Origin of the sequence: Bacillus sp. MYb56, assembly GCF_002976445.1 — a bacterium.
Taxonomy (GTDB): domain Bacteria; phylum Bacillota; class Bacilli; order Bacillales; family Bacillaceae_G; genus Bacillus_A; species Bacillus_A mycoides.
In genome coordinates, this window is the sequence record NZ_PCOH01000006.1 from 40069 (window position 1) to 61473 (window position 21405).

The window sequence follows — 21405 nt, forward strand, 5'->3', positions numbered from 1 at the left end:
TGTTAAAAAAACAATAAATTTTCAATAAAAAATAAGCGGAGCATAATCCCGCTTATTTTTGTCTTCGCACATTTTGGGGTCTTACAATACTTGGACGAACCTTTAAACTAGACATAGTTGGACGAAGTAAAATTTTCGTTAACGCGCCCCAATCAAACGGTAAAAACGGCCATAAATACGGTGTTTGCAAGCTTTTTATAGATGTTAAAAATAGAATCAATATCGTCATTCCAATGACAAATCCCATTTCATGAAATATGCCTGTTAAAATAATGACAAACAATTTTCCAATCTTATTCCCAAGCCCTAACTCATAACTTGGCGTTGCGTATGCTCCAATCATAGAAACTGCTACGTACAAAATAACTTCTGGGACAAACAAACCTACATCAATTGCAATTTGACCAATTAATATGGCAGAAATTAATCCTGCTGCCGACGACAATGATGTCGGTGTATGAATGGCAGCCATTCTTAAAAATTCGAGTCCGACTTCCGCCATCAAAATTTGTAATAAAATCGGTAAATGCGTCATCTTATTTGGTCCAATGAAAGCAAGACTTTCTGGTAAAAGAGTCGGATCAAAAACGAAAACTAGCCAAAATGGCAGTAAGAATAGCGAAAATATAACACCTACAAAACGTACCCAACGTAAAAATGTACCTACAGCTGGATTTTGTCTAAACTCTTCTGCATGCTGTAAATGGTGAAAATATGTTGTTGGAGTGATCATAGCACTTGGTGATGTATCAACGAGTACTAACACATGTCCTTCTAACAAATGATTTGCTGCTACATCTGGTCTCTCTGTGTATCGGATAAGCGGGAATGGATTATAACCTTGTTTCACTACAAATTCTTCTATCGTTTTATCCGCCATCGTAATCCCATCTACTTCAATATTATTTAATTCTTGTTTTATAATCTTCACTAAATCCGGATTTGCAACATCTTGTACATATGTAATACAAATATCCGTTTGCGATCTATCCCCTACTCGAATCATTTCATTTCGAAGACGTGGATCGCGTATTCTTCTACGAATTAACGCTGTATTTACAACGATATTTTCAACAAAGCCATCCCTTGCACCACGCACTACCTTTTCTGTATCTGGTTCTGTCGGTGTCCGGCCCGGATAACTACGAACATCTATTGCGAACGCTTCAGTTTCACCTTCCACAAATATAACAATGAGCCCTGATAATACTTGGAGCATTACATCATCCATCGTTTTTACTTTACTTACTTGTTGATGAATTAAACGATTTTCTAAAAGCTTTACTGTATCTTCTTCTACATCCCTTATTTCATTTGTATCCACCGCTTCTTCTAAAATAGGGATAATATAATTCGTATCACAAAGTCCATTTACAAATAACACACCAATTTCTTTATTTAAAATTTGAAATTTACGAATACCAACATCGTATGTAACACCAAGTCCAACTGTTTGCTTTAAATAATTTTCATTATCACTTAAAAAAGATGAAATCGGGATATTCACTTTTTTAGGCTTCGTCATAAAAGCCACTCCTTTCCAAAATTAATTGAATCGCTTTTCTAGTAATAGGTGATCCTCTCTCCCATTCATCATTTCCGCACATCTTGCCAATATCACCGACCCCCACTATGACAGGAACATTCAGACCATCTAAACAATAAATCGTATCCCCACTAATCCTGCCAATTTCACCATCTGGGAGTCCAAATTTATCAACGCCATATTCTGTCAAATTCCCATTCCGATCTACACTTACATCTACACGCGCCCATTCCCAATGATGTGTATTAGATGCTACTGCTAAAATACCGAGTACATCAACTTGTTTATGTGTTGCGACATACTTTAACGCCTTTTCACCAGATCCTTCTCCTATAAATCCGCTGTCATCAAACATGACAAATACAGGGTCATATGGCGTTTGCATAATAAGCTCAACAACTTTCTTCCCTGTCAATTTGGTCGGATTACTTTGCGATGCTGAAATACACCTCCCCCCAAATTCCTTTGTTAACAGCTCAATTGTCCGCTTTGCATATTCATCTCCATCTGTGACCAAAACAACCCTTCGTCTCATTTGATTTATCCTTTCGGTTTACATATAAGTGCAACAAAAAATGAAAATAATATCGCTGCTGAAATCCCCGCAGACGTTAAGCTAAACATACCGATTCCAATTCCTAAATATCCATGTTTTTCTGCCGCATGCATTGCCCCGTGCAATAGTGAGTGTCCAAAACTTGTAATAGGGACTGTTGCCCCAGCACCTGCAAATTTTATAAGTTTATCGTACAATCCGAATCCGTCTAAAATAGCTCCGGCGACTACAAAAGTTGCCATTAAATGTGCCGGTGTTAACTTTGCGAAATCTAGCAACACTTGTCCAATTACACAAATAGCTCCTCCTACAAGAAATGCATATATAAAATCCACAATTCACTCTCCTTTAACGCTTTCAAACACAACACCATGCGCAATCGTTGGAATCGTTTCCTTCTGTTGTATCATCATGGGGCTTAATAGAGCTCCAGTTGCAACGACAAAAATTCTTTGTAAATTCCCTTTTTGCATTTCACGCAATAAATGGCCGTATGTTACAACAGCTGAACAAGCACAACCACTGCCCCCTGCAAACACTTCTTCTTGATTTGAATTGTAAATCATTAATCCACAATCATTGTATACATTCCCCAAATCATACCCTTCCTCAAGTAAAAGTTGTTTCGCAATTGGTGTCCCAACAGCCGATAAATCACCAGTAACAATAAGATCATAATCAGCTGCACTTCTTCTCAAATCTTCAAAATGTTGTTGAATTGTATGAGCAGCAGCTGGTGCCATCGCTGATCCCATATCTAAAGGATTAGCAATTCCTAAATCTTGCACTTTACCAATTGTTGCTGCTGTTATTTTAATTGCACTCTCCTCATTGCTAATTAATATTGACCCTGCTCCGGTAACAGTTGAGTTTGCTGTCCCTGGCTTTTGTCCTCCGTATTCTGTTGGGGAACGAAATTGCCTTTCAGCCGTCGCATTATGACTACTTACTGTAGCTAAAATACGATTCGCAAATCCACCATCTATAAAAGCTGATCCAATCGCCAAAGTTTCCATTGACGTCGCACAAGCGCTGAACATCCCTAAAAAAGGAATACCATACTCACGAGCAACATAATTTGCTGTCACTGTTTGGTTTAATAAATCTCCCGCTAAAAAGAAATCAATTTGCGATTTTTTTATATTCCCTTTTTGCATCGCTTGTTGAATTGAGTCTGACATTAACCTTCGTTCAGCAAGTTCCCAGTTTTCCTCTCCGCAATGTAAGTCAGAATATGAAATATCAAAATCCTTTCCAAGAGGGCCTTCAGCTTCTTTCGGACCGACAGCAGTACCAGTTGCATTCACGAAGATATCATTTTGAAATACCCACGTTTGCTTTCCTGTCAATCTCATACCCACCCCTCCTTTAAGACATTAAAATTTGAAATGTATATCTTATTAACCCGATAATGTATGCACCGACGACTCCAAATACAATGACACTTCCTGCAAGCTTAAACATGTTAGTAGCGATTCCTAGAACAATCCCTTCACTCCTATGTTCTAGTGCGGCACTCGCCATAGAATTCGCAAATCCAGTAACTGGTACTGCTGATCCCGCTCCAGAAAACTGCCCGATTTTATCATATACACCACACCCTGTTAAAATCGCCGACAATAAAACAAGCGTTGCAACTGTCGGATTTCCTGCCTCTTGTTCACTAAAGTGAAAATAATGTATATAAAATTTCATCAATATTTCTCCGACTGTACAAATGAGCCCACCTACAAGAAATGCCTTCACACAATTTAGCAAATAGTTTGGCTTTGGATGGTACTCCTTCACTTTATTTATGTAATCATCTTTCAGTTTTCGCCTTGTCATATATATTGCCTCCTACTTTACGAAATAAATCCAGTGAAACAATGAGCCTATTACTTTTCCAAGTACAAGAGCAACGAGTAAAACAACAATTTTCCCCTCTACCCCGACTCGTTTCGCTAAAATAGGTAAAACATTTAATACTTCTGTTAATGCCGCAGCAAGCATTCCAATGAATGTGCCACAAAATAACCCTAATATTACAAGCCAATATTGCGATGTTTGAAATGTAATGTTTTTCAAACTACACCAAGCCCCAGTTAAAGTACCCGCAATGACAGCCCACTCAAAATATTGAATATGCTTTCCACTTCTCGTTAATTGAGCTAAGCGCGGGATAATACCGAGAACAGCTAAAAAGGCAACATATCCGCTACCTACTGCAATCCCGCCAGCTAAACCAATTAATATAACAAACCCACATTCAATCATCGGCAAGCTGTTTCGTGTTATCCTTGTTTTCATTAACAATTACATATTGATCAAGCGACTGCTGATATTGAAACATCTCAACTTCTAACGGACTAGGCTCTTCATTAATTCGCTTTTGAAATACATGATTAAAAAATAAAACCATACCTAATCCAAGACCTACTGAATATGGAACTTGAAATAATAGTGGTTGCTCCTTAAACTCTCCAGTAATCATGTAATATAACCGTTGATGTACTTGTTGCATACTTACATCCTCATGGAAATAAATTATTGCAAGGGCCGCTCCAATGAAAAGCAACAACCATACAAGTCCAAAGAAAATTGGGGGTACTTTCTTTTTTTCATATATAATTTCAACAAGAGTTTGTCCAGAACCAAGTAAATTAATTTGTACATGAGATGCTTTTTGTTGAATAATCTCAATTACTTTCATAACATCAATTACAACATGTGTTTTATCATGCGCTGTTATTTTGTAGACTATTTCATTTTGTAACAACTCAACTACAAAAGAATCTCCGGCAAGTTGAGCAACATCGCTCAGCTTTACTTCATACGTAGGAGACACTTTTAAGCGATTGCGCATTTTAATATAAATCGTTTGTTCCAATTTTCATTCACCCCTTCACTCTTCCTCGTAGTTGTAGTATGGTTATTGGAATTTTTTCTAATACAATTTTTTCATAAAAAAACATCTGTACCATTTCGGTACAGATGTTTTTAGCTTATGCCTTTTTCTTAAATAAATTTGCAATACTTAATGCAAGTCCTCCCCAAATGACTACCATACCTATAACCATCATCATAATCGCTGATCCACTCATCATGAAACACCTCGGTCCTTCCATTCTTTTTCAAGCTGGACAGAGTCTGAATGTATTTGTGCATTCCATTTTTTCAGACCAATAACTAACGCGACTAGAAGGAATGCTGCCGCTATCGACCAACCATACGTTACAACAAACTCTGTTGGATAACCTCCGTAGTTCTTTTTAATGTTTTGGATTGTACCATCAATTAACATATACCCTAACATAAGTGGAGTAATAACGAGTAAACTCACTCTCCAAAACGTTCCTAACTTTATATCAGATACAAAGTTTGCATGATTTTGATAAACTGGTAAACGGCGCAAGATTAGTCCTATTGTAACTACTTCAACGAGTGCAATTGTAATCAATCCAAAATTGTTAGCGAAGTAATCAACAACATCTAGGAACATAAGTCCACCACGTGTTGCAAAAACAAGAGAAACTAATACTAATAGCGTTCCCATAATTCCAATCGTCTTTTGACGACTCAAGCTGAATTTTTCAGATACAGCGGCAAAGCATACTTCTGCAAGTGAAATGAGTGATGTAATTCCAGCAACAGTTAGAGATAAGAAGAATAATACACCAAATAACGGCGACATCGGTAACTCATTAATAATTTGCGGGAATACTACAAATGCAAGTCCTACACCAGCACTAGCTACTTTATCAACCGGTACCCCCATGTTATTCGCCATAAATCCAAGAGCTGCAAAGACACCAATACCTGCCAATAATTCAAATCCTGAATTTGCAAATCCTGTAATAAAAGCATTATTTGTTGTATCTGAGTTTTTCGGTAAATAACTAGAATACGTAATCATAATTCCGAATGCTAAAGATAAACTAAAGAAAATTTGACCGTAAGCAGCAAGCCATACTTTCCCATCAAAAATACGACTCCAATCTGGTTTAAAAAATGCATCTAGCCCCTGCATCGCACCTTCCATCGTCACTGCACGAACAACGATAATAAGGAACATAACAACTAGTAAAGGAATAAAAATACGGTTAACAACTTCGATTCCTTTTTTAACTCCTTTAAACGCAACACCAAGCACAATAATCCAAACGAGAGCTAACGGAATTAATACTTCTGGTACGAGCCCCCCGAATTGTCCTGGCTTATCTGCAACATGTAAATATTCTTTAAATAAAAATGATTGCGTGTCTTTCCCCCATGCTCCAGTAATTGCAAAGTACGTATACGAAATAGACCAAGCAATGATTACAGCGTAATATGTTGAAACAATAAATGTCACACACATTTGCCACCACCCAATAAATTCAGCACGTCGATGAATACGGAAGAATGTAAGTGGCGCCGAACCACGATGACGATGCCCAAGAGCAAACTCGAAAGCTAACAATGAAATACCAGTCGTTAATAATGCAAATAAGTACGGTAAAAAGAATGCGCCTCCCCCGTTTTCATACGCTGTATAAGGAAAACGCCATATATTCCCTAGTCCAACAGCGGAACCGATTGCTGCAAAAATAAATCCAGCCCTAGTTCCCCATTGTTGCCTCGTTTCCATGTTTCCTTCCCCCTTTGTGACAAGTTCATACTTGGATTATAGTTTAAATTAACTAAATTATCAATAAATTCTGTAAATTTTTTAGCGATAGTTGGAATCTTCTCCTTTTCGTGTGACAATAAAAAAAATCGAATAGATAGCTATTCATCTATTCGATCTTTCATCTGTTTTAATATTTTCTTTTCAAGTCTTGAAACTTGTACTTGCGAAATGCCTATGCGCTCCGCTACTTCTGATTGGGTTTGGTCTTTATAATAGCGCAAATACACAATTAGCCTTTCTCGTTCATCCAATTCTCTAATTGCTTCTTTTAAAGCAATTTTATCAAACCATTTCGTTTCCGATTGATCTGCAATTTGATCTAAAATAGTAATTGGATCTCCATCGTTTTCATACACAGTTTCATGTATCGACGAAGGAGCACGACTCGCTTCTTGCGCCAGAACAACTTCTTCCGGCGTTAGTTCAAGAGCCTGTGCTACCTCATTAATCGTTGGAGCCCTTCCAAATTCTTTCGAAAGCTCGTCTCTCATCTTTCGGACTTTGTTTCCTGTTTCTTTTAAAGATCTACTTACTTTCACTGATCCATCGTCACGTAAAAATCGTTGTATTTCACCGATAATCATTGGAACTGCATATGTTGAAAATTTCACGTCGAAAGATAAATCAAATTTATCTACCGATTTTAAGAGTCCAATACATCCAATTTGAAATAAATCGTCTGGCTCGTATCCTCGATTAAGAAATCGCTGTACAACCGACCATACGAGACGCATATTACTTTGAACGATTGTATCTCTCGCTTGTTGATCTCCATCTTGACTTTTTTGAATTAACGCTTTTAGCTCGTGGTCCTTTAACTGAGGTTTCTTCTTCTCATTTCTGACCTCTATGTCCATTGGCTATTCTCCTTAATTGCATAGAGCGTTACTATTTGATAAGTATTTTGTCAAATGGATTGTTGTCCCGAAAGATTCGTTTGAAATAACTTCTACTTCATCCATAAAATTTTCCATGATAGTAAATCCCATTCCGGAACGCTCTAATTCAGGTTTAGTTGTAAAAAGGGGTTGTCTTGCTTCATCTAAGTTAAAGATACCAATCCCTTCATCTCGAATCGTGAGTTTCACCATCGCTTCTTCCAAAATCACTGAAATATAAACAACACCTTCTGCATTTCCTTCATACCCATGAATAATTGCATTTGTAACCGCTTCTGACACAACTGTTTTAATCTCTGTTAGTTCTTCCATCGTCGGGTCTAATTGCGCAATAAAAGCAGCTACCGTAACACGAGCGAATGATTCATTCTGACTTAACGCTGAAAATTGAAGGTTCATTTCATTTCTCATCTACGCCACCCCCAACGTCGCGAGCGCATGCGCTTCACTTTCTTCTAAACGAACAATTTTGAATAGACCTGACATTTCAAATAAACGTTTAACGGGCGGTGAAATTGCACAGACAACCATCTCTCCACCTAATCCCTTTACATGTTTATATCGGCCTAATATAACGCCTAAACCAGAACTATCCATAAATGTTAAGTTCTCTAGACTCAAAATAATATGATGAACACCATGTGTCTCAATCATATCTGTGACTTTCGTTCGCAACTCTTCAGCAGTATGATGATCTAACTCGCCCTCTAGCCTCACACATAAGACGTCACGTTTTACTTCTAAATGCATGGAAAGACTCACACGATTTCCTCCTTATGCTCAAACTTTACTCATTAACATAAGATTTTCGTGATATAAAATCAGAATCCTTCCTACTGACAAAAGAAGAACTATTTCGTCATAAAGTGAAACCTTTCAGCAATTATTTCAGTAAATACGAACAGAAAAACATCAAAATTTTCGCCGCTATTTTGATGTTGAAAACATCCCAAAACTTCTTTTAAATAACTCCCACCAGCTCGCTGCCTCAACATCTTCTTTCGCTACAATTGTTTGTTTTAATAAAACATCTTTATCTCTTTTAATAACAAGTGTACCAAGTGCATCACCTTTTTTAATCGGTGCCTTCACTTTCTTTTCAGCAATCACTTCTTGTTTAACTTTGTCCATATTTTCGCCCTTCTTCATAAGAAGAGACACATTGTCTGACGCAACTAAATCTACTTTTTCTTCCTTACCTTTTCCTACTTGTACAGTCTTAATTTTCTCACCACGTGTATACAATTTCTTTGTCATGTATTGTCCAAATGCATAATCAAGAAGCTTCGTTACTTGATTATTCCGCTCTTTTGATGTAGGTGCTCCCATTACAACTGAAATAACACGCATACCATTTTTCTCAGCCGATGCCGTTAAACAATATTTCGCTTCTGTCGTAAAGCCTGTTTTCACTCCATCTACTCCAGGATAAAAACGTACTAGCTTATTCGTATTAACAAGCCAAAACTTCTTATCCGTATTTTCACGTAAATAGTCTTCATATTTACCTGTGTATTTTCGAATAAGTGGATACTTCATCAACTCTTTCGCCATAATAGCCATATCATTCGCTGTAGAATAATGATCTTTGGCCGGGAGACCTGTCGGATTTTGAAAATGTGTATTTTTCAATCCTAGATCTTTCGCTTTTTTGTTCATCATATTTACGAAACCTTCTTCTGAACCAGCGATATGCTCAGCTACTGCAACAGATGCATCATTTCCAGATGCAATTGCAATGCCCTTTAACATTTCATTTACAGTCATCTCTTCCCCAGGTTCTAGAAAAATTTGTGATCCGCCCATTGAAGCTGCGTGTTCACTCGCTCTAACTTTATCGTTTAGTTTTAGTTTTCCTTTTTCAACTTGTTCCATAATTAATAGCATTGTCATAATCTTTGTCATACTAGCAGGTGGTAACTTTTCATTCGGATTTTTATCAAACAAAACTTTACCTGTATCTTGCTCAATTACGATCGCTGACGACGCTTGTTCCGCTAACTTCGGCGTGGTTTCTTCTGTTTTTTCCTGCTTCGTTTTCTCAGATTGTGCGAAACTAACTGAAGTACCAGAAAGCAATAACATGAAACAAACAAGTATTCCAAAAACTCGCTTCATGACTAACCCTCCATTCTATATCAAACTTATTTTTTCCAATTTATACATTTTTAATACCATATTTTTCTATTATTTTCAGTTGACAAATAAATTCATTGCCTATATTGTATTAAGTGTATTACACGTAGTAGTACACTTAATACTCATTAGGAAGGAGACATTGCTCTTGCATATTCAACTTGATCCAAGAAGCAACACTCCGATATGGGAACAAATTGTTCAAAATATAAAAGAGCTCGTACTAAAAAATATGTTAGCTCCAAGTGATAAACTTCCTTCTGTACGCGAGCTTGCTTCTTTGCTCGTTATAAATCCAAATACAGTAAGTAAAGCTTATCAAGAATTAGAGCGACAAGGGATTATTGAAACATTACGAGGAAAAGGAACATTTGTAGCCCAATCGATTACCCCAACATTAGACGAAAGGAAAATCGCTATGGTTGAAAAGCAATTTCATCAATTATTACTAGAAGCCTCTTATCTTGGGATTACGAAAGATAAAATTCATGATTGGATAGATTCATACTACAAGGAGATTGGAGGAACTACAGATGTTGAAAGTGACAAGCTTGAAGAAAACAATTGATAACCAAACGATTTTAGACGATGTTTCTTTCACATTACAAAAAGGTAGTATCGTCGGATTGCTCGGAAGAAATGGCGCAGGGAAAACAACTTTATTACGAACGATGGTCGGCATTTTAGACCCCGATGAAGGAACTGTTACATATGAGGATATAGATGTTCATATGCATCCTGAAATTAAACAAAAAGTTGTATACGTTCCAGATTCTACTAACATATTAAACGGATATACAGTGAAGGAAATCGTGAAGTTTTATAAAGCAGTTTATACAGCATTTGATGAACCATATTTCTATGAACTGTTAGAACGTTTCAACTTACCAAACAAACGTATTCGTAGTTACTCAAAAGGAATGAAAGCACTGCTTGCGATCATTTTAGCTTTCGCTGCAAAAGCAGAATATATCATTTTAGATGAACCGACAAACGGACTTGATCCTATCGTTAAAAGACAGATTCTACAATTTCTTGTTGAAGAAGTAGCAGAAAAAGAAATTACAATTTTCATCTCAACTCACCATTTAGACGAAGTTGAAAAAATAGCAGATACAATCATTATTTTAAAAGGGCATACAGTAGATTCTATTACATCACTAGACGATGCAAAATCACAATTTGCTAAAGTCCAAGTTGCTTACGAACGATCACTACCTCAAAAACTAGAAAACTTAAGCAATATTAAAATATTAAATCAAACAGGAAAAGTATATACGATTTTAATTGAAGGAAATGTTGCTGCAACGCTTGAAAAATTTTATAAAGAGCAACCAATACTCATTGAAGAATTAACAATGTCACTTGAAGATGTCTTCGTTACGACACTTGAGGGGGATGAGTATGTTTCATAAGGCATTGTGGATGTGGAATTGGAAGCGCGGGAAATATGCTGTATTACTGTTCTTCTTTAGTTCGCTTTATCTTTTATCTTTCGGATACTATAAAGCAGCCGAGCGACAACTTGCTAATTATTATAAATTGCATGAAAAGGGAACGTTCTATTATGATTATGCTTTTTTGTCAAATACAGGTAATAGCTTTTGGCTAACTATTCTTATTATTTCTATAGCTTGTCTATTAATAGGATGGGAACGTAGCAACCAATCTAATACCCTACTTATGGCAATGCCATTTAAAAGAAAAGATGTTTTCTTATCCAAATGGGCTTTCGGTTCATTCTGTATTGTAGGCTCATTCCTTATAAACTGGATTCTTATGTACTTTATTTATAAAACAACCATTCATTTTGATTATCAATCATTTGGGCCATTTCATCGATACTTTCTTTATGCGATTGTTTCATATGTTGCAGTATATACAGCTGCATTATGTATCGGTACCTTTACTGGAAGTATTGTTTCGCAAGCCGTTTTTTGTATTCCTTGGTTACTAATGGGTCTTACATTTATTTCATTACTATACAATTTTACAATAAATCATTTTGATGCTACGAATAATAGAAACTCTCACTCATATGAAAGTCTTTCTGAAATAAATAAAAAAACAAATATTGTGGCACCAATATATAATTTTTCTATTTATTACGATTATGATCCAAAATTACGTAAAAAAGAAAATGACCCAACTACTTTAAGAGATCCAGCATCGCATATGTATTATTCGGCTAAGTCAATGTTACTCCCTATTTTCTATACAATATTTTACTTACTACTTGGAACATATTTATATACACGATCACCAAATGAAAACGGTCGAAAGATATTTATTTTCCAAAAACATTTAAAAATATGGATATGGGGGACAACCATTTACTTTGCATTACTAGGTGGCTATAAAATAACTCAATTTAATTTCTTACTTAGCTATTATATCGGGTTGTTTCTCGCTGGAATTATCACTTATGTTGTATTATCACGTCTAACAAATTATAAAGTTTTTTAAAGGAGAGATCCTATGTTTCAAAAAGCAATATGGCTAAGAACGTATCAGCAAAGTAAGTATGTTGTATGGTTATTTTGGCTCGTCAGCTTCTATACTTTATCATATAAATACTATATGTCTTCTATTCAAGAGCAATACTTTCTAAATGACAATAAAAAGTGGAACTATGTATATCATTACCACTTTGATTTAACACTCATAGATCCTGTCATACTGTTAGGTAGTGTACTTATCGTTCTAGCTTGTACTTTAATTGGATGGGAAAGACAAAATAACTCTAGTGACTTGTTATGGTCTATGCCCTTTAAACGTTCACACCTCTATATAACAAAATGGTTGTTTGGAATCTGTAATATTGTTGCGATTGTCGTTTTAAACTGGGGACTATTTGCTATTATGAAAAAGTTGACTTTTCATAATAAGTATCAAGTATTCTCCCCATTTCATAGCTACTTTATATACATGTTAATTGTATTAATTGCTATTTATACGCTTGCTTTATGTATAGGAACAATTACTGGGAATACTCTCTCGCAGGGACTTCTCACTGCAGCTATATTCATGTTTCCATTGTTATTTCCATCCCTTATCTCAGCAGTCATCGCTGTTCACTCGAATACTGACTTTCATGAGGACAATGGCAATATGCATCGTGTTATGGAAAACATACGCATTTCAGGTCCAGCAGAAGATTTTCATATTAGATTTGATTATAATCCGCAAAGTGCCTATACCGATCCTGATGGAGTGCGTCATAATGAACCAAACTTTACAAAAATCCCTTCAGTAAAAACATTGATTGGACCTATTGTAAATATAATTATTTTATTACCACTCGGTATATATTTATATGTTCGTTCAGTCAATGAGCGGAATGGTAGTTTCTTACTATATCCAAAGCTTCAAAAAATATTTATGGTCTGCGCTATTTTCTGTATTGGAATTAGCGGTGGTTTAATAATTGGCGGAACCCATTCGTTGCTTAATTTTTACATTGGTTTGTTCGGAACAAGCATAATTAGCTATTTTCTTCTATCTAAAATATTGAGATTGAAGGTCTCTTGGAATTTCAAATAAAATAACCTCCTCACTAAGAGGAGGTTATTTTATTTTCTCTCTCCTATCTCCATACACCATCTCTTCTTTCATCCCAAATCCATCACCGTTTTGCACAATTTGCTCTGTCGGTGCAACTACACTTTCAGCAACTTTCCATTCCCCACGTTCTTTCACAAATACTTGCAGAAAATAGTTCATACCATTTAATTGATATGCATTTTCTTTTTTCACATTATAGTGCACCGCAATGTAATACACTTGGATATTTTCTTTTCCTGCTTTCGATACGTATTGCGATAATCTAGGAATGTACATAGCTGCTTTTTGAAACGGTAAGTGCTTCGCTTTAACGAGCGATGAACTTGTTACGTTACGTAATGTGTCTTGATTACGAATATTATCACTATGGTGGAATAATACTGCGTTTTGCATAGAGCGAACCCATAATTTCGAATATAAGACAGTATTATCGTTTTCAATGTATTTCACTTCTTTTTGCACGACTTGAATTGGAGTATCAGCGTATAAGAATGTATTAAAACAAAAAAAACTTCCTAATAAAATGGTAAGTCCAGCAATATATTTCATAATCTTTCCTCCGATCTGTTTAATTAAAGTATCGGAGTTTCAAAATATTTTTATTCAAAAGAAAAAGGATAGGAAAGCTCTCGCTTCCTATCCTCATTTATTATAATACGCGGCCAAATAGCTCTAAAACCATTTCTATCTCTTGGTCGCTCCAACCTTTAAATTTCTCTTTATAATATTCTTTACGCACAGCTTCAAGTTTTTCAGTTACTTCTCGTCCGTTTTCTGTAATTTCTAAGTATACGATACGACGGTCTGAATTTGAACGTTTTCTTTCAACAAATCCTTTTCGCACGAGACGATCTGTTACAGCTGTAATATGACTGGAGGTTACGTTTACTTCACTCGCAATTTGCGAAGCCATCTGTGGACTTTTTAAAAATAACGCACGTAATACAGAGAATTCGTTATATGGCATATGCTCTGAAAAACGTGTATTAATATCATTTTGTAATAAACGTATCATCTTTCGAAATGATGCAGATAAATCTAAAATCAGTGTTTCTCTATTTTCGCTCACTAGCCTCGTCCCTTTTTTATCATATTTACAAATATTATAATCTATAAATACCTATGTTGTATATGCTTTCTTCCCTCAACATTCTCATTTATGTAACTTTTTTCATACGATTTTCTTTTTTGTTCACACATATACATGTAAAAAAGGATGGTGAGCATAAATGCAAAGTGGAATGAATCCGTATTTACATAATATCCGTACGACAAATACTGGTAAAGAAGCTACTATTACTGTACAAGGAGAAGGCATTATAAAAGCAAAACCAAATGTTGTCATATTAACACTGGGCATTCGAACGGATAGTAAAAATGTAAAACAAGCGCAAGAAGAAAATGCAGTGCAATCGAAACAATTGCTTGATGCACTCAAACAGCTAGGTATTGCCGATAAAGATATAGAAACCATTTCTTATACAATTACGCCTCAATACGAATATGTAAATGATAAAGCATTACTACAAGGCTACCGTGTGGAGCATTTGTATGAAATTACCGTTTTAAATGTGCAAAAAGCAGGGGAAGTATATGATATAGCCGTTTCGAATGGTGCAAACGTAGCAAAAGGATTACGTTTTCGAATATCTCATCCAAATAAATATTATGAGCAAGCTCTCATTCAAGCTCTGCAACAAGCAGTAGACAAAGCTCGTACAATTGCGAGTACCTACAATTTAAATATTAATCCTGTTCCCCTCTCATTCGTTGAAGAATCTGTCCAATTACCACGGGAGATCGCATCATATGCTACTTTGCATGCGCAAGCGGCTCCGCCCATTCAATCAGGAGAACTAGAAATCATTTCATCTATCCGGGCAATTTTTACGTATTTATAAATAAATTCATTTATAAGTAACCGTTATCATTTTCGTTGTTGTAAAAACATGATGTTCTGATATAATAAAGGACGGTGAGCTCTTACATAAGAGATATCACGGGTGGGAGAGGGATATGAAAAAGAAGGTTTAACATGAAAGGAATACTTGAAAGAACATTTAAATTAGACTTACACCAAACATCACCAAAACAAGAAGTTTTAGCTGGAGTCACGTCATTTTTCACAATCGTTTATATTATGATTGTAAATGCGTCAATCTTATCAGATGCCGGCATTCCTCTTGAAGCAGGAATTTTGGCAACTGTTTTCAGTTCATTTGTCGGATGTCTACTTATGGCATTTTGGGCAAATGCACCTGCTATTCTTGTCCCTGGTATGGGTGTAAATGCATTCTTCACGTACACTGCTGTGCATACGCTCGGTTTAGCTTGGCAAGAAGCATTGGCAGCTGTTTTTATCGCCGGTATTATTTTTGCAATTGCTGCTTTTACACCAATTGCTCGCGTGCTTTCGGTATCGATTCCAAAGTCATTAAAGGAAGCGATCACTGTCGGTATCGGGTTGTTTTTAGCTTTCATAGGCTTGCAAAAAGGTGGTTTAGTCGTTTCGCATCCTAATACTGCTGTTGCAATGGGGAAATTAAGTAGTCCTGTCGTTCTTGCAACACTACTTACTCTTATTGTGGCACTTGTGCTATTTGTTCGTAACGTACGTGGAAACTTTTTATGGACGATTGCAATTGGAACTGGTATTGCATGGCTGTTTGGTCTTGTTGATACGAGTCAAATGGGAAATAGTTCGTTTTCATTCGCTAATTATGGCGATGTGTTTGGAGCTATGTCATTTGGGAAACTTTCTTCCTTACCATTTTGGATTGCAACATTCTCCTTAAGCATGGTGCTTATTTTTGAGAACATGGGACTACTACACGGTTTATTAGAAGATGATCGTAAATTCCCACGTGCTTACCAAGCAAATGCAATTTCAGCAATGACATGTGGTCTATTTGGCACAAGCCCTACCGTTTCAACAGTAGAGAGTGCCGCAGGTATTACTGCAGGCGGAAAAACAGGTCTGACGTCTATCGTTACAGGGTTGTTATTCTTCGCATCACTGTTTGCGCTTCCGTTTGTCAAAATAATTCCTGATAGTGCCATTGCACCAATCTTAATTATTATTGGCGGTCTGATGATTACAAGCATTCAACAAATTCCTCTGAACGACTTTTCAGAAGGATTTCCAGCGTTTTTAATTATCGTTATGATCCCGCTCACATATAGTATCGCTGATGGCATTGCGTTCGGATTTATTGCTTATCCTATCTTGAAAGTTGCACTTGGAAAGCGTAAAGAAGTCGCACCGTCCATGTATATTATTACATGCTTATTCTTAGCCATGTTCGTATTACACGCTATTGGCTAAGAAAAAAACACCGAGGAAATCCTCGGTGTTTTTTTACTTAAACCAACCTTTTTTATAAAACCAAGCCATCATTCCGCCGCCAATTAATGCCATTAAAATTAAGCAAATAAAATAACTATACTTCCCGCCAAGCTCTGGCATATGTGCGAAGTTCATGCCGTATACCCCTGCAATAAATGTTAACGGCATGAAAATAGTTGAGAAAACAGTTAATGTTTTCATAATATTGTTCATATGGTGGGAATTCAATGAAAAGTAACTATCTCGAATATCTGCCGTCAATTCACGGCTCGCTTCAATCATCTCTGTCAGTTTAAGCAAATGATCATGTATGTCTTTAAAATAAATTTCATGATCGCTTATACCGTAAAAACGAGTTGAATTTAAAATGCGATACAATAAATCACGCATCGGAATAATCGTACGCCTTAGCTTAGATAAATCTGTCCGAATATCAAATACCTCTTCTAGCACACTTCCTGCTGTCTCACCCGTTAAATTATCATCAATTGCATTTAAATGGTCTTCAATGTAATATACAGGTGCGAAATAATCATCTACAATTTGGTCAATAATTGTATGTGCTACATTTAAAGGACTCTTCTTAATACGTTTCTTCTCACCGAGCGTTTTCCATACTCTTTCAATCGCATTGTTATGAGAGAAGTGAAAAGAAACTATATATCGATCACTAACAAATAAATCGATTTCATGCGGTTCTAATCCGTCTTCTCCGAATGCATGGAGAACTAAAAAGTTATATCCATCATAAAAATCTACCTTTGGCCTCTGTACATACTCTACACAATCTTCAATTGCAAGGGGATGGAATTTGAAGTGATCTTGTAAAATATATGTATACTCCTCTTTCGTCGGCTTATATAAATCAAGCCAATACCATACGATGTTTTCTTGTCTCGTTTCTTCTAGCGACACATCATATAAAACTTCATTTTTTTTCGTTATTGCACAAATTCTAATCATAATTTCACCCTTTACTATTATAAACAAAAAATAGTAAAAAAAGCCAAGGAGAAATCTCCTCAGCTTTTTTTATTACTTCGTTACAATACCGTGTACTAAAGTTGGTGCATCTACGTGACCTTTAGCGATTTTCATGTTCTCATAAATTTTCGCTTTTACGTCTTCAACATTTTCGCGGTTTGCGTAAATTGTAACAAGAGAGTCACCTTTTTTCACGCTATCGCCTACTTTTTTGCGAAGCATTAGACCAACTGCTAAATCAATTTCAGATTCTTTCGTTGCACGCCCTGCTCCTAAAAGCATTGCTGCTGTTCCGATTTCATCTGCAACGATTTCCGATACGTAACCGTCTTCTTTCGCTTCCACTTCAATTTTAAATTGTGCTTGTGGCAATTTAGAAAGATCATCAACAACAGATGCATCGCCGCCTTGCGCGGATAAGAACGTTTTAAATGATTCTAGCGCTTTACCATTGTTCATTACTTCAATTAACTTTTCACGTGCATCTTCTAAAGATGAAGCTTGTCCAGCAAGGTACACCATCTGACTTCCAAGTGTTAAACATAACTCTTCTAAATCTTTCGGTCCCTTACCTTGTAATGTATCAATTGCTTCTTGTACTTCTAATGCATTACCAATTGCTTCACCAAGCGGCTGACTCATATCAGAAATAACCGCCATCGTATTACGACCAACGTTATTACCGATGCGTACCATTGCTTCTGCTAAACGCTTTGCATCTTCATCCGTTTTCATAAACGCGCCTGCTCCAGTTTTTACATCAAGAACAATTGCATCTGCACCAGCAGCAATTTTCTTACTCATAATTGAGCTAGCGATAAGAGGAATTGAATTTACTGTTGCAGTTACATCACGAAGCGCATATAACTTTTTATCAGCAGGTGTTAAGTTTCCACTTTGACCAATAACAGCGATTTTATTTTCATTTACAAGACGCATGAATTCATCATTTTCAATTTCCACATGGAATCCTGGTACTGCTTCTAATTTATCAATTGTACCACCCGTATGTCCTAGACCTCGTCCAGACATTTTCGCAACTGGTACACCTAAAGCAGCTACTAATGGACCTAATACAAGTGTCGTTGTATCACCAACTCCACCCGTTGAATGCTTATCTACTTTTACCCCTTCAATGGCTGATAAGTCAATTGTATCACCGCTATTTACCATTGCCATCGTTAAATCTGCACGTTCTTGATCATTCATATCTTGGAAGAAAATTGCCATTGCAAATGAACTCATTTGATAATCTGGAATACTACCATTTGTGTATCCTTCAACGATAAAGTTAATTTCTTCTGTCGTTAATGCATGTCCATCACGTTTTTTTGCAATTAGGTCCACCATTCTCATTGTGAAGTCACCCCTTCATTTGTTTTACAATTGCTTTTACTAATGCTAAGAAATTAGCTTTAACACGTTCTGTCGTTTCAATTACTTCATCGTGGTGAAGTGGTTGATCTAAAATACCAGCTGCCATATTTGAAATACAAGAAATACCTAGTACTTTCATACCTGCATGACGAGCTACAATTACTTCTGGTACTGTTGACATACCAACTGCATCTCCGCCAAGTGTACGAAGCATACGAATTTCAGCAGGTGTTTCATATACAGGACCTGTCATTCCAACATATACACCTTCTTGTACTTTAATATTTAAATCTGCTGCAACTTGTTTCGCCATTTCGCGAAGTTCTGGCGTATATGATGTAGACATATCAGGGAAACGTACACCCATTTCAGAATCATTTGGTCCGATTAATGGGTTCGTACCCATGAAGTTAATATGGTCTGAAATTAACATAAGATCGCCTGGTTCAAATGATGTATTTACACCACCAGCTGCGTTCGTTACAACAACTGTTTCTACACCTAGTTCTTTCATAACACGAACTGGGAATGTTACTTTTTGCATATCGTATCCTTCATAGAAATGGAAACGTCCTTGCATTGCTACTACTGTTACACCTTGAAGTGTACCGAATACAAGTTGACCTGCATGTCCTTCTACAGTTGAAACTGGGAATTCAGGGATTTCACTGTATGGTACTGTTACTGCGTTCTCGATTTCATCTGCTAATACACCTAGTCCAGATCCAAGGATTAGTCCTACTTGTGGTGTCTCTTGAAATTTCTCTTTTAAGTATGAAGCTGATTTTGTAATTAGTTCACGATTCATCTGTTTATCCCCCTATTTCTTTAGCTCATTTAAGAAGCTTGTTCCATGTTCTGGCATTTTAACATTAAAGTTTTCTGCTACAGTTGCACCAATATCAGCAAATGTTTGACGAAGTGATAACTCTTGTCCGCCTTCTTTCATGCTTGGGCTATATGCTAATAACGGTACATATTCACGTGTATGATCAGTACCAGGATGTACTGGATCATTACCATGGTCTGCTGTAATTAATAATAGATCATCTTCTTTTAGTTTTTCGAATACTTCTGGAAGACGTGCGTCATATTCTTGTAGAGCTTCTCCGTACCCTTGTGGGTCACGACGATGACCAAATAAGGCATCAAAGTCAACTAAGTTTAAGAAGCTAATACCTGTAAAGTCCATATTTAATGTATCTACAAGCTTGTCCATTCCATCCATATTTGATTTCGTACGAAGTGATTCAGTTACACCTTCTCCATCATAAATGTCAGCAATTTTACCAATAGCAATTACATCATAATCGCTATCTTTAAGTTCATTCATTACTGTGCGACCAAATGGTTTTAACGCATAGTCATGACGATTTGGTGTACGTGTGAAGTTTCCTGGCTCTCCAACGAACGGACGAGCAATAACACGCCCTACCATGTACTTCTCATCTAATGTTAATTCACGTGCGATTTTACAAATTTTATATAGCTCTTCAAGTGGTACTACTTCTTCATGAGCTGCGATCTGTAATACACTATCAGCAGAAGTGTAAACAATTAAAGAACCTGTTTCCATTTGTTCTTGACCAAGCTCAACAAGTACCTCTGTTCCAGAAGCTGGTTTATTACCGATAATTTTACGTCCTGTCTTTTCTTCTAATTCATCAAGTAATTCTTTCGGGAATCCTTCAGGAAACACTTGGAATGGTGTATCAATGTAAAGGCCCATGATTTCCCAGTGACCTGTCATTGTATCTTTACCTGTAGATTTCTCTTGCATTTTTGTATAATATCCAAGCGGTTTCTCTACTTTAGAGATTCCTTTCATTTCACGAATATTACCAAGGCCTAATTTCACCATGTTTGGCATGTGTAATCCATTCATATGTTCAGCGATATGACCAATTGTATCAGAACCTAAATCACCAAACTGCTCAGCATCTGGTGCTTCACCGATTCCCACAGAGTCCATTACGACTAGGAAAATACGTTTATATTTATTCATAACTGCAACCTCCTATATGTTCAGTTCTACTTCTTGTAGTATGTTCAAAACGCTATAAAGTGAAACTGTTATCAATGGGAATTATCTTTCGTCCTCATTATCAAACAGTACTGCTTTAAATCAGTCTCTAACTTTTTCGTTTTACTTTCAAACGAATCAAAAAAATTTCTAGTTTTTTCTAAGTCAGATGTCAGACATCTGATATTGATATCATACCATGTTTACGCTTTCTTTTTAATACATTTTCGTAGAATTTCTCATTTTCTTTACCATTCTATTGTAATCCATTCTGCAAAGAAGTGCTAATCATTTTATAACATATTTCCTAATATAAAAATAAA

General features: G+C 36.3%; 25 protein-coding genes. 6 read left to right on the forward strand and 19 right to left on the reverse strand.

The window, feature by feature from the left end; genetic code table 11:
- Positions 1-52: 52 nt before the first annotated feature.
- The 13 genes from spoVAF to dacF form a co-directional block, all read right to left on the reverse strand.
- Positions 53-1525 (reverse strand): spore germination protein SpoVAF, encoded by a 1473-nt coding sequence (spoVAF, locus tag CQ058_RS09655; protein ID WP_105589647.1) that lies wholly within the window; start codon positions 1523-1525, stop codon positions 53-55.
- A complete protein-coding gene (gene spoVAEA, locus CQ058_RS09660; protein ID WP_002088445.1) occupies positions 1512-2081 on the reverse strand; it encodes a stage V sporulation protein SpoVABEA in 570 nt (189 codons plus the stop codon). Before spoVAEA ends, spoVAF begins: the two co-directional genes overlap by 14 nt.
- 5 nt (positions 2082-2086) lie before the next feature.
- Positions 2087-2437: a stage V sporulation protein AE gene (gene spoVAE / locus CQ058_RS09665; RefSeq protein ID WP_002014916.1), complete on the reverse strand. Its 351-nt coding sequence runs from the start codon at positions 2435-2437 to the stop codon at positions 2087-2089.
- Positions 2438-2440: 3 nt separating this feature from the next.
- Positions 2441-3457, reverse strand: a complete 1017-nt coding sequence (spoVAD, locus tag CQ058_RS09670) for a stage V sporulation protein AD (protein WP_002165116.1) — start codon at positions 3455-3457, stop codon at positions 2441-2443.
- Between the two features lie 13 nt (positions 3458-3470).
- Entirely contained in the window at positions 3471-3929 is a 459-nt protein-coding gene (spoVAC, locus tag CQ058_RS09675) for a stage V sporulation protein AC (protein WP_002014918.1), read from the reverse strand.
- Between the two features lie 12 nt (positions 3930-3941).
- Positions 3942-4358, reverse strand: coding sequence for a stage V sporulation protein SpoVAB (spoVAB, locus tag CQ058_RS09680; RefSeq protein WP_000568664.1), 417 nt, complete (start codon positions 4356-4358; stop codon positions 3942-3944).
- Positions 4351-4971 carry a stage V sporulation protein AA gene (locus tag CQ058_RS09685; RefSeq protein ID WP_002192607.1) on the reverse strand — a complete coding sequence of 207 codons (621 nt, stop codon included), beginning with the start codon at positions 4969-4971 and terminating at the stop codon, positions 4351-4353. The genes spoVAB and CQ058_RS09685 overlap by 8 nt, the downstream gene beginning before the upstream one ends.
- Positions 4972-5086: 115 nt before the next feature.
- Complete coding sequence (locus CQ058_RS09690) at positions 5087-5188, reverse strand: methionine/alanine import family NSS transporter small subunit (RefSeq protein ID WP_002094424.1); 102 nt, start codon at positions 5186-5188, stop codon at positions 5087-5089.
- Positions 5185-6711, reverse strand: coding sequence for a sodium-dependent transporter (locus CQ058_RS09695; protein ID WP_002143036.1), 1527 nt, complete (start codon positions 6709-6711; stop codon positions 5185-5187). The genes CQ058_RS09690 and CQ058_RS09695 overlap by 4 nt, the downstream gene beginning before the upstream one ends.
- 140 nt (positions 6712-6851) lie before the next feature.
- On the reverse strand, positions 6852-7610 hold the full coding sequence (gene sigF, locus CQ058_RS09700; RefSeq protein WP_002014922.1) for an RNA polymerase sporulation sigma factor SigF: 759 nt from the start codon (positions 7608-7610) through the stop codon (positions 6852-6854).
- Between the two features lie 12 nt (positions 7611-7622).
- A complete protein-coding gene (gene spoIIAB, locus CQ058_RS09705) occupies positions 7623-8063 on the reverse strand; it encodes an anti-sigma F factor (protein WP_001243400.1) in 441 nt (146 codons plus the stop codon).
- Positions 8064-8414, reverse strand: a complete 351-nt coding sequence (gene spoIIAA / locus CQ058_RS09710; RefSeq protein WP_002128957.1) for an anti-sigma F factor antagonist — start codon at positions 8412-8414, stop codon at positions 8064-8066.
- A gap of 165 nt (positions 8415-8579) precedes the next feature.
- The gene (gene dacF / locus CQ058_RS09715) at positions 8580-9770 is read right to left on the reverse strand and encodes a serine-type D-Ala-D-Ala carboxypeptidase DacF (protein WP_002088461.1); all 1191 of its coding nucleotides are present in this window, start codon (positions 9768-9770) and stop codon (positions 8580-8582) included.
- A gap of 166 nt (positions 9771-9936) precedes the next feature.
- Here dacF and CQ058_RS09720 point away from each other — a divergent pair, with 166 nt between their 5' ends.
- From CQ058_RS09720 to CQ058_RS09735, 4 genes are read left to right on the forward strand one after another with little or no spacing between them, the layout of a single operon-like run.
- Positions 9937-10356 carry a GntR family transcriptional regulator gene (locus CQ058_RS09720; protein ID WP_105589648.1) on the forward strand — a complete coding sequence of 140 codons (420 nt, stop codon included), beginning with the start codon at positions 9937-9939 and terminating at the stop codon, positions 10354-10356.
- Entirely contained in the window at positions 10322-11203 is an 882-nt protein-coding gene (locus tag CQ058_RS09725; RefSeq protein WP_105589649.1) for an ABC transporter ATP-binding protein, read from the forward strand. The genes CQ058_RS09720 and CQ058_RS09725 overlap by 35 nt, the downstream gene beginning before the upstream one ends.
- Positions 11193-12254: an ABC transporter permease subunit gene (locus CQ058_RS09730; RefSeq protein WP_105589650.1), complete on the forward strand. Its 1062-nt coding sequence runs from the start codon at positions 11193-11195 to the stop codon at positions 12252-12254. The genes CQ058_RS09725 and CQ058_RS09730 overlap by 11 nt, the downstream gene beginning before the upstream one ends.
- A gap of 12 nt (positions 12255-12266) precedes the next feature.
- Complete coding sequence (locus tag CQ058_RS09735; RefSeq protein ID WP_105589651.1) at positions 12267-13331, forward strand: ABC transporter permease subunit; 1065 nt, start codon at positions 12267-12269, stop codon at positions 13329-13331.
- Between the two features lie 24 nt (positions 13332-13355).
- On the opposite strand, the gene CQ058_RS09740 is transcribed toward CQ058_RS09735, so the two are convergent.
- Positions 13356-13901, reverse strand: a complete 546-nt coding sequence (locus CQ058_RS09740; RefSeq protein ID WP_105589652.1) for a hypothetical protein — start codon at positions 13899-13901, stop codon at positions 13356-13358.
- A 100-nt stretch (positions 13902-14001) separates the two neighbouring features.
- On the reverse strand, positions 14002-14421 hold the full coding sequence (locus CQ058_RS09745; RefSeq protein ID WP_060749666.1) for a MarR family winged helix-turn-helix transcriptional regulator: 420 nt from the start codon (positions 14419-14421) through the stop codon (positions 14002-14004).
- A 160-nt stretch (positions 14422-14581) separates the two neighbouring features.
- On the opposite strand from CQ058_RS09745, the gene CQ058_RS09750 reads away from it, so the two are divergent.
- Both CQ058_RS09750 and CQ058_RS09755 read left to right on the forward strand, forming a co-directional pair.
- Positions 14582-15253, forward strand: a complete 672-nt coding sequence (locus CQ058_RS09750) for an SIMPL domain-containing protein (protein ID WP_002067033.1) — start codon at positions 14582-14584, stop codon at positions 15251-15253.
- A 134-nt stretch (positions 15254-15387) separates the two neighbouring features.
- A complete protein-coding gene (locus CQ058_RS09755) occupies positions 15388-16677 on the forward strand; it encodes an NCS2 family permease (protein ID WP_002192601.1) in 1290 nt (429 codons plus the stop codon).
- Positions 16678-16710: 33 nt separating this feature from the next.
- Here the strand turns inward: CQ058_RS09755 and corA are convergent, their stop codons facing one another.
- The 4 genes from corA to deoB form a co-directional block, all read right to left on the reverse strand.
- On the reverse strand, positions 16711-17661 hold the full coding sequence (gene corA / locus CQ058_RS09760; protein WP_002033891.1) for a magnesium/cobalt transporter CorA: 951 nt from the start codon (positions 17659-17661) through the stop codon (positions 16711-16713).
- 72 nt (positions 17662-17733) lie between these two features.
- Positions 17734-19038 carry a pyrimidine-nucleoside phosphorylase gene (locus tag CQ058_RS09765; RefSeq protein ID WP_105589653.1) on the reverse strand — a complete coding sequence of 435 codons (1305 nt, stop codon included), beginning with the start codon at positions 19036-19038 and terminating at the stop codon, positions 17734-17736.
- 7 nt (positions 19039-19045) lie between these two features.
- Positions 19046-19867, reverse strand: coding sequence for a purine-nucleoside phosphorylase (locus CQ058_RS09770; protein ID WP_001078443.1), 822 nt, complete (start codon positions 19865-19867; stop codon positions 19046-19048).
- 12 nt (positions 19868-19879) lie between these two features.
- Positions 19880-21064 (reverse strand): phosphopentomutase, encoded by a 1185-nt coding sequence (deoB, locus tag CQ058_RS09775; RefSeq protein ID WP_002014935.1) that lies wholly within the window; start codon positions 21062-21064, stop codon positions 19880-19882.
- Between the last annotated feature and the right edge of the window lie 341 nt (positions 21065-21405).

Excerpts from the sequence above, each read along its gene's own strand:
- spoVAF (WP_105589647.1), bottom strand. The coding sequence starts at position 1,525 with ATGACGAAGCCTAAAAAAGTGAATATCCCGATTTCATCTTTTTTAAGT.
- spoVAEA (WP_002088445.1), bottom strand. The coding sequence starts at position 2,081 with ATGAGACGAAGGGTTGTTTTGGTCACAGATGGAGATGAATATGCAAAG.
- spoVAD (WP_002165116.1), bottom strand. The coding sequence starts at position 3,457 with ATGAGATTGACAGGAAAGCAAACGTGGGTATTTCAAAATGATATCTTC.
- spoVAC (WP_002014918.1), bottom strand. The coding sequence starts at position 3,929 with ATGACAAGGCGAAAACTGAAAGATGATTACATAAATAAAGTGAAGGAG.
- spoVAB (WP_000568664.1), bottom strand. The coding sequence starts at position 4,358 with ATGATTGAATGTGGGTTTGTTATATTAATTGGTTTAGCTGGCGGGATT.
- CQ058_RS09690 (WP_002094424.1), bottom strand. The coding sequence starts at position 5,188 with ATGATGAGTGGATCAGCGATTATGATGATGGTTATAGGTATGGTAGTC.
- CQ058_RS09695 (WP_002143036.1), bottom strand. The coding sequence starts at position 6,711 with ATGGAAACGAGGCAACAATGGGGAACTAGGGCTGGATTTATTTTTGCA.
- sigF (WP_002014922.1), bottom strand. The coding sequence starts at position 7,610 with ATGGACATAGAGGTCAGAAATGAGAAGAAGAAACCTCAGTTAAAGGAC.
- spoIIAB (WP_001243400.1), bottom strand. The coding sequence starts at position 8,063 with ATGAGAAATGAAATGAACCTTCAATTTTCAGCGTTAAGTCAGAATGAA.
- dacF (WP_002088461.1), bottom strand. The coding sequence starts at position 9,770 with ATGAAGCGAGTTTTTGGAATACTTGTTTGTTTCATGTTATTGCTTTCT.
- CQ058_RS09725 (WP_105589649.1), top strand. The coding sequence starts at position 10,322 with ATGTTGAAAGTGACAAGCTTGAAGAAAACAATTGATAACCAAACGATT.
- CQ058_RS09730 (WP_105589650.1), top strand. The coding sequence starts at position 11,193 with ATGTTTCATAAGGCATTGTGGATGTGGAATTGGAAGCGCGGGAAATAT.
- CQ058_RS09735 (WP_105589651.1), top strand. The coding sequence starts at position 12,267 with ATGTTTCAAAAAGCAATATGGCTAAGAACGTATCAGCAAAGTAAGTAT.
- CQ058_RS09740 (WP_105589652.1), bottom strand. The coding sequence starts at position 13,901 with ATGAAATATATTGCTGGACTTACCATTTTATTAGGAAGTTTTTTTTGT.
- CQ058_RS09750 (WP_002067033.1), top strand. The coding sequence starts at position 14,582 with ATGCAAAGTGGAATGAATCCGTATTTACATAATATCCGTACGACAAAT.
- CQ058_RS09755 (WP_002192601.1), top strand. The coding sequence starts at position 15,388 with ATGAAAGGAATACTTGAAAGAACATTTAAATTAGACTTACACCAAACA.
- corA (WP_002033891.1), bottom strand. The coding sequence starts at position 17,661 with ATGATTAGAATTTGTGCAATAACGAAAAAAAATGAAGTTTTATATGAT.
- CQ058_RS09765 (WP_105589653.1), bottom strand. The coding sequence starts at position 19,038 with ATGAGAATGGTGGACCTAATTGCAAAAAAACGTGATGGACATGCATTA.
- CQ058_RS09770 (WP_001078443.1), bottom strand. The coding sequence starts at position 19,867 with ATGAATCGTGAACTAATTACAAAATCAGCTTCATACTTAAAAGAGAAA.
- deoB (WP_002014935.1), bottom strand. The coding sequence starts at position 21,064 with ATGAATAAATATAAACGTATTTTCCTAGTCGTAATGGACTCTGTGGGA.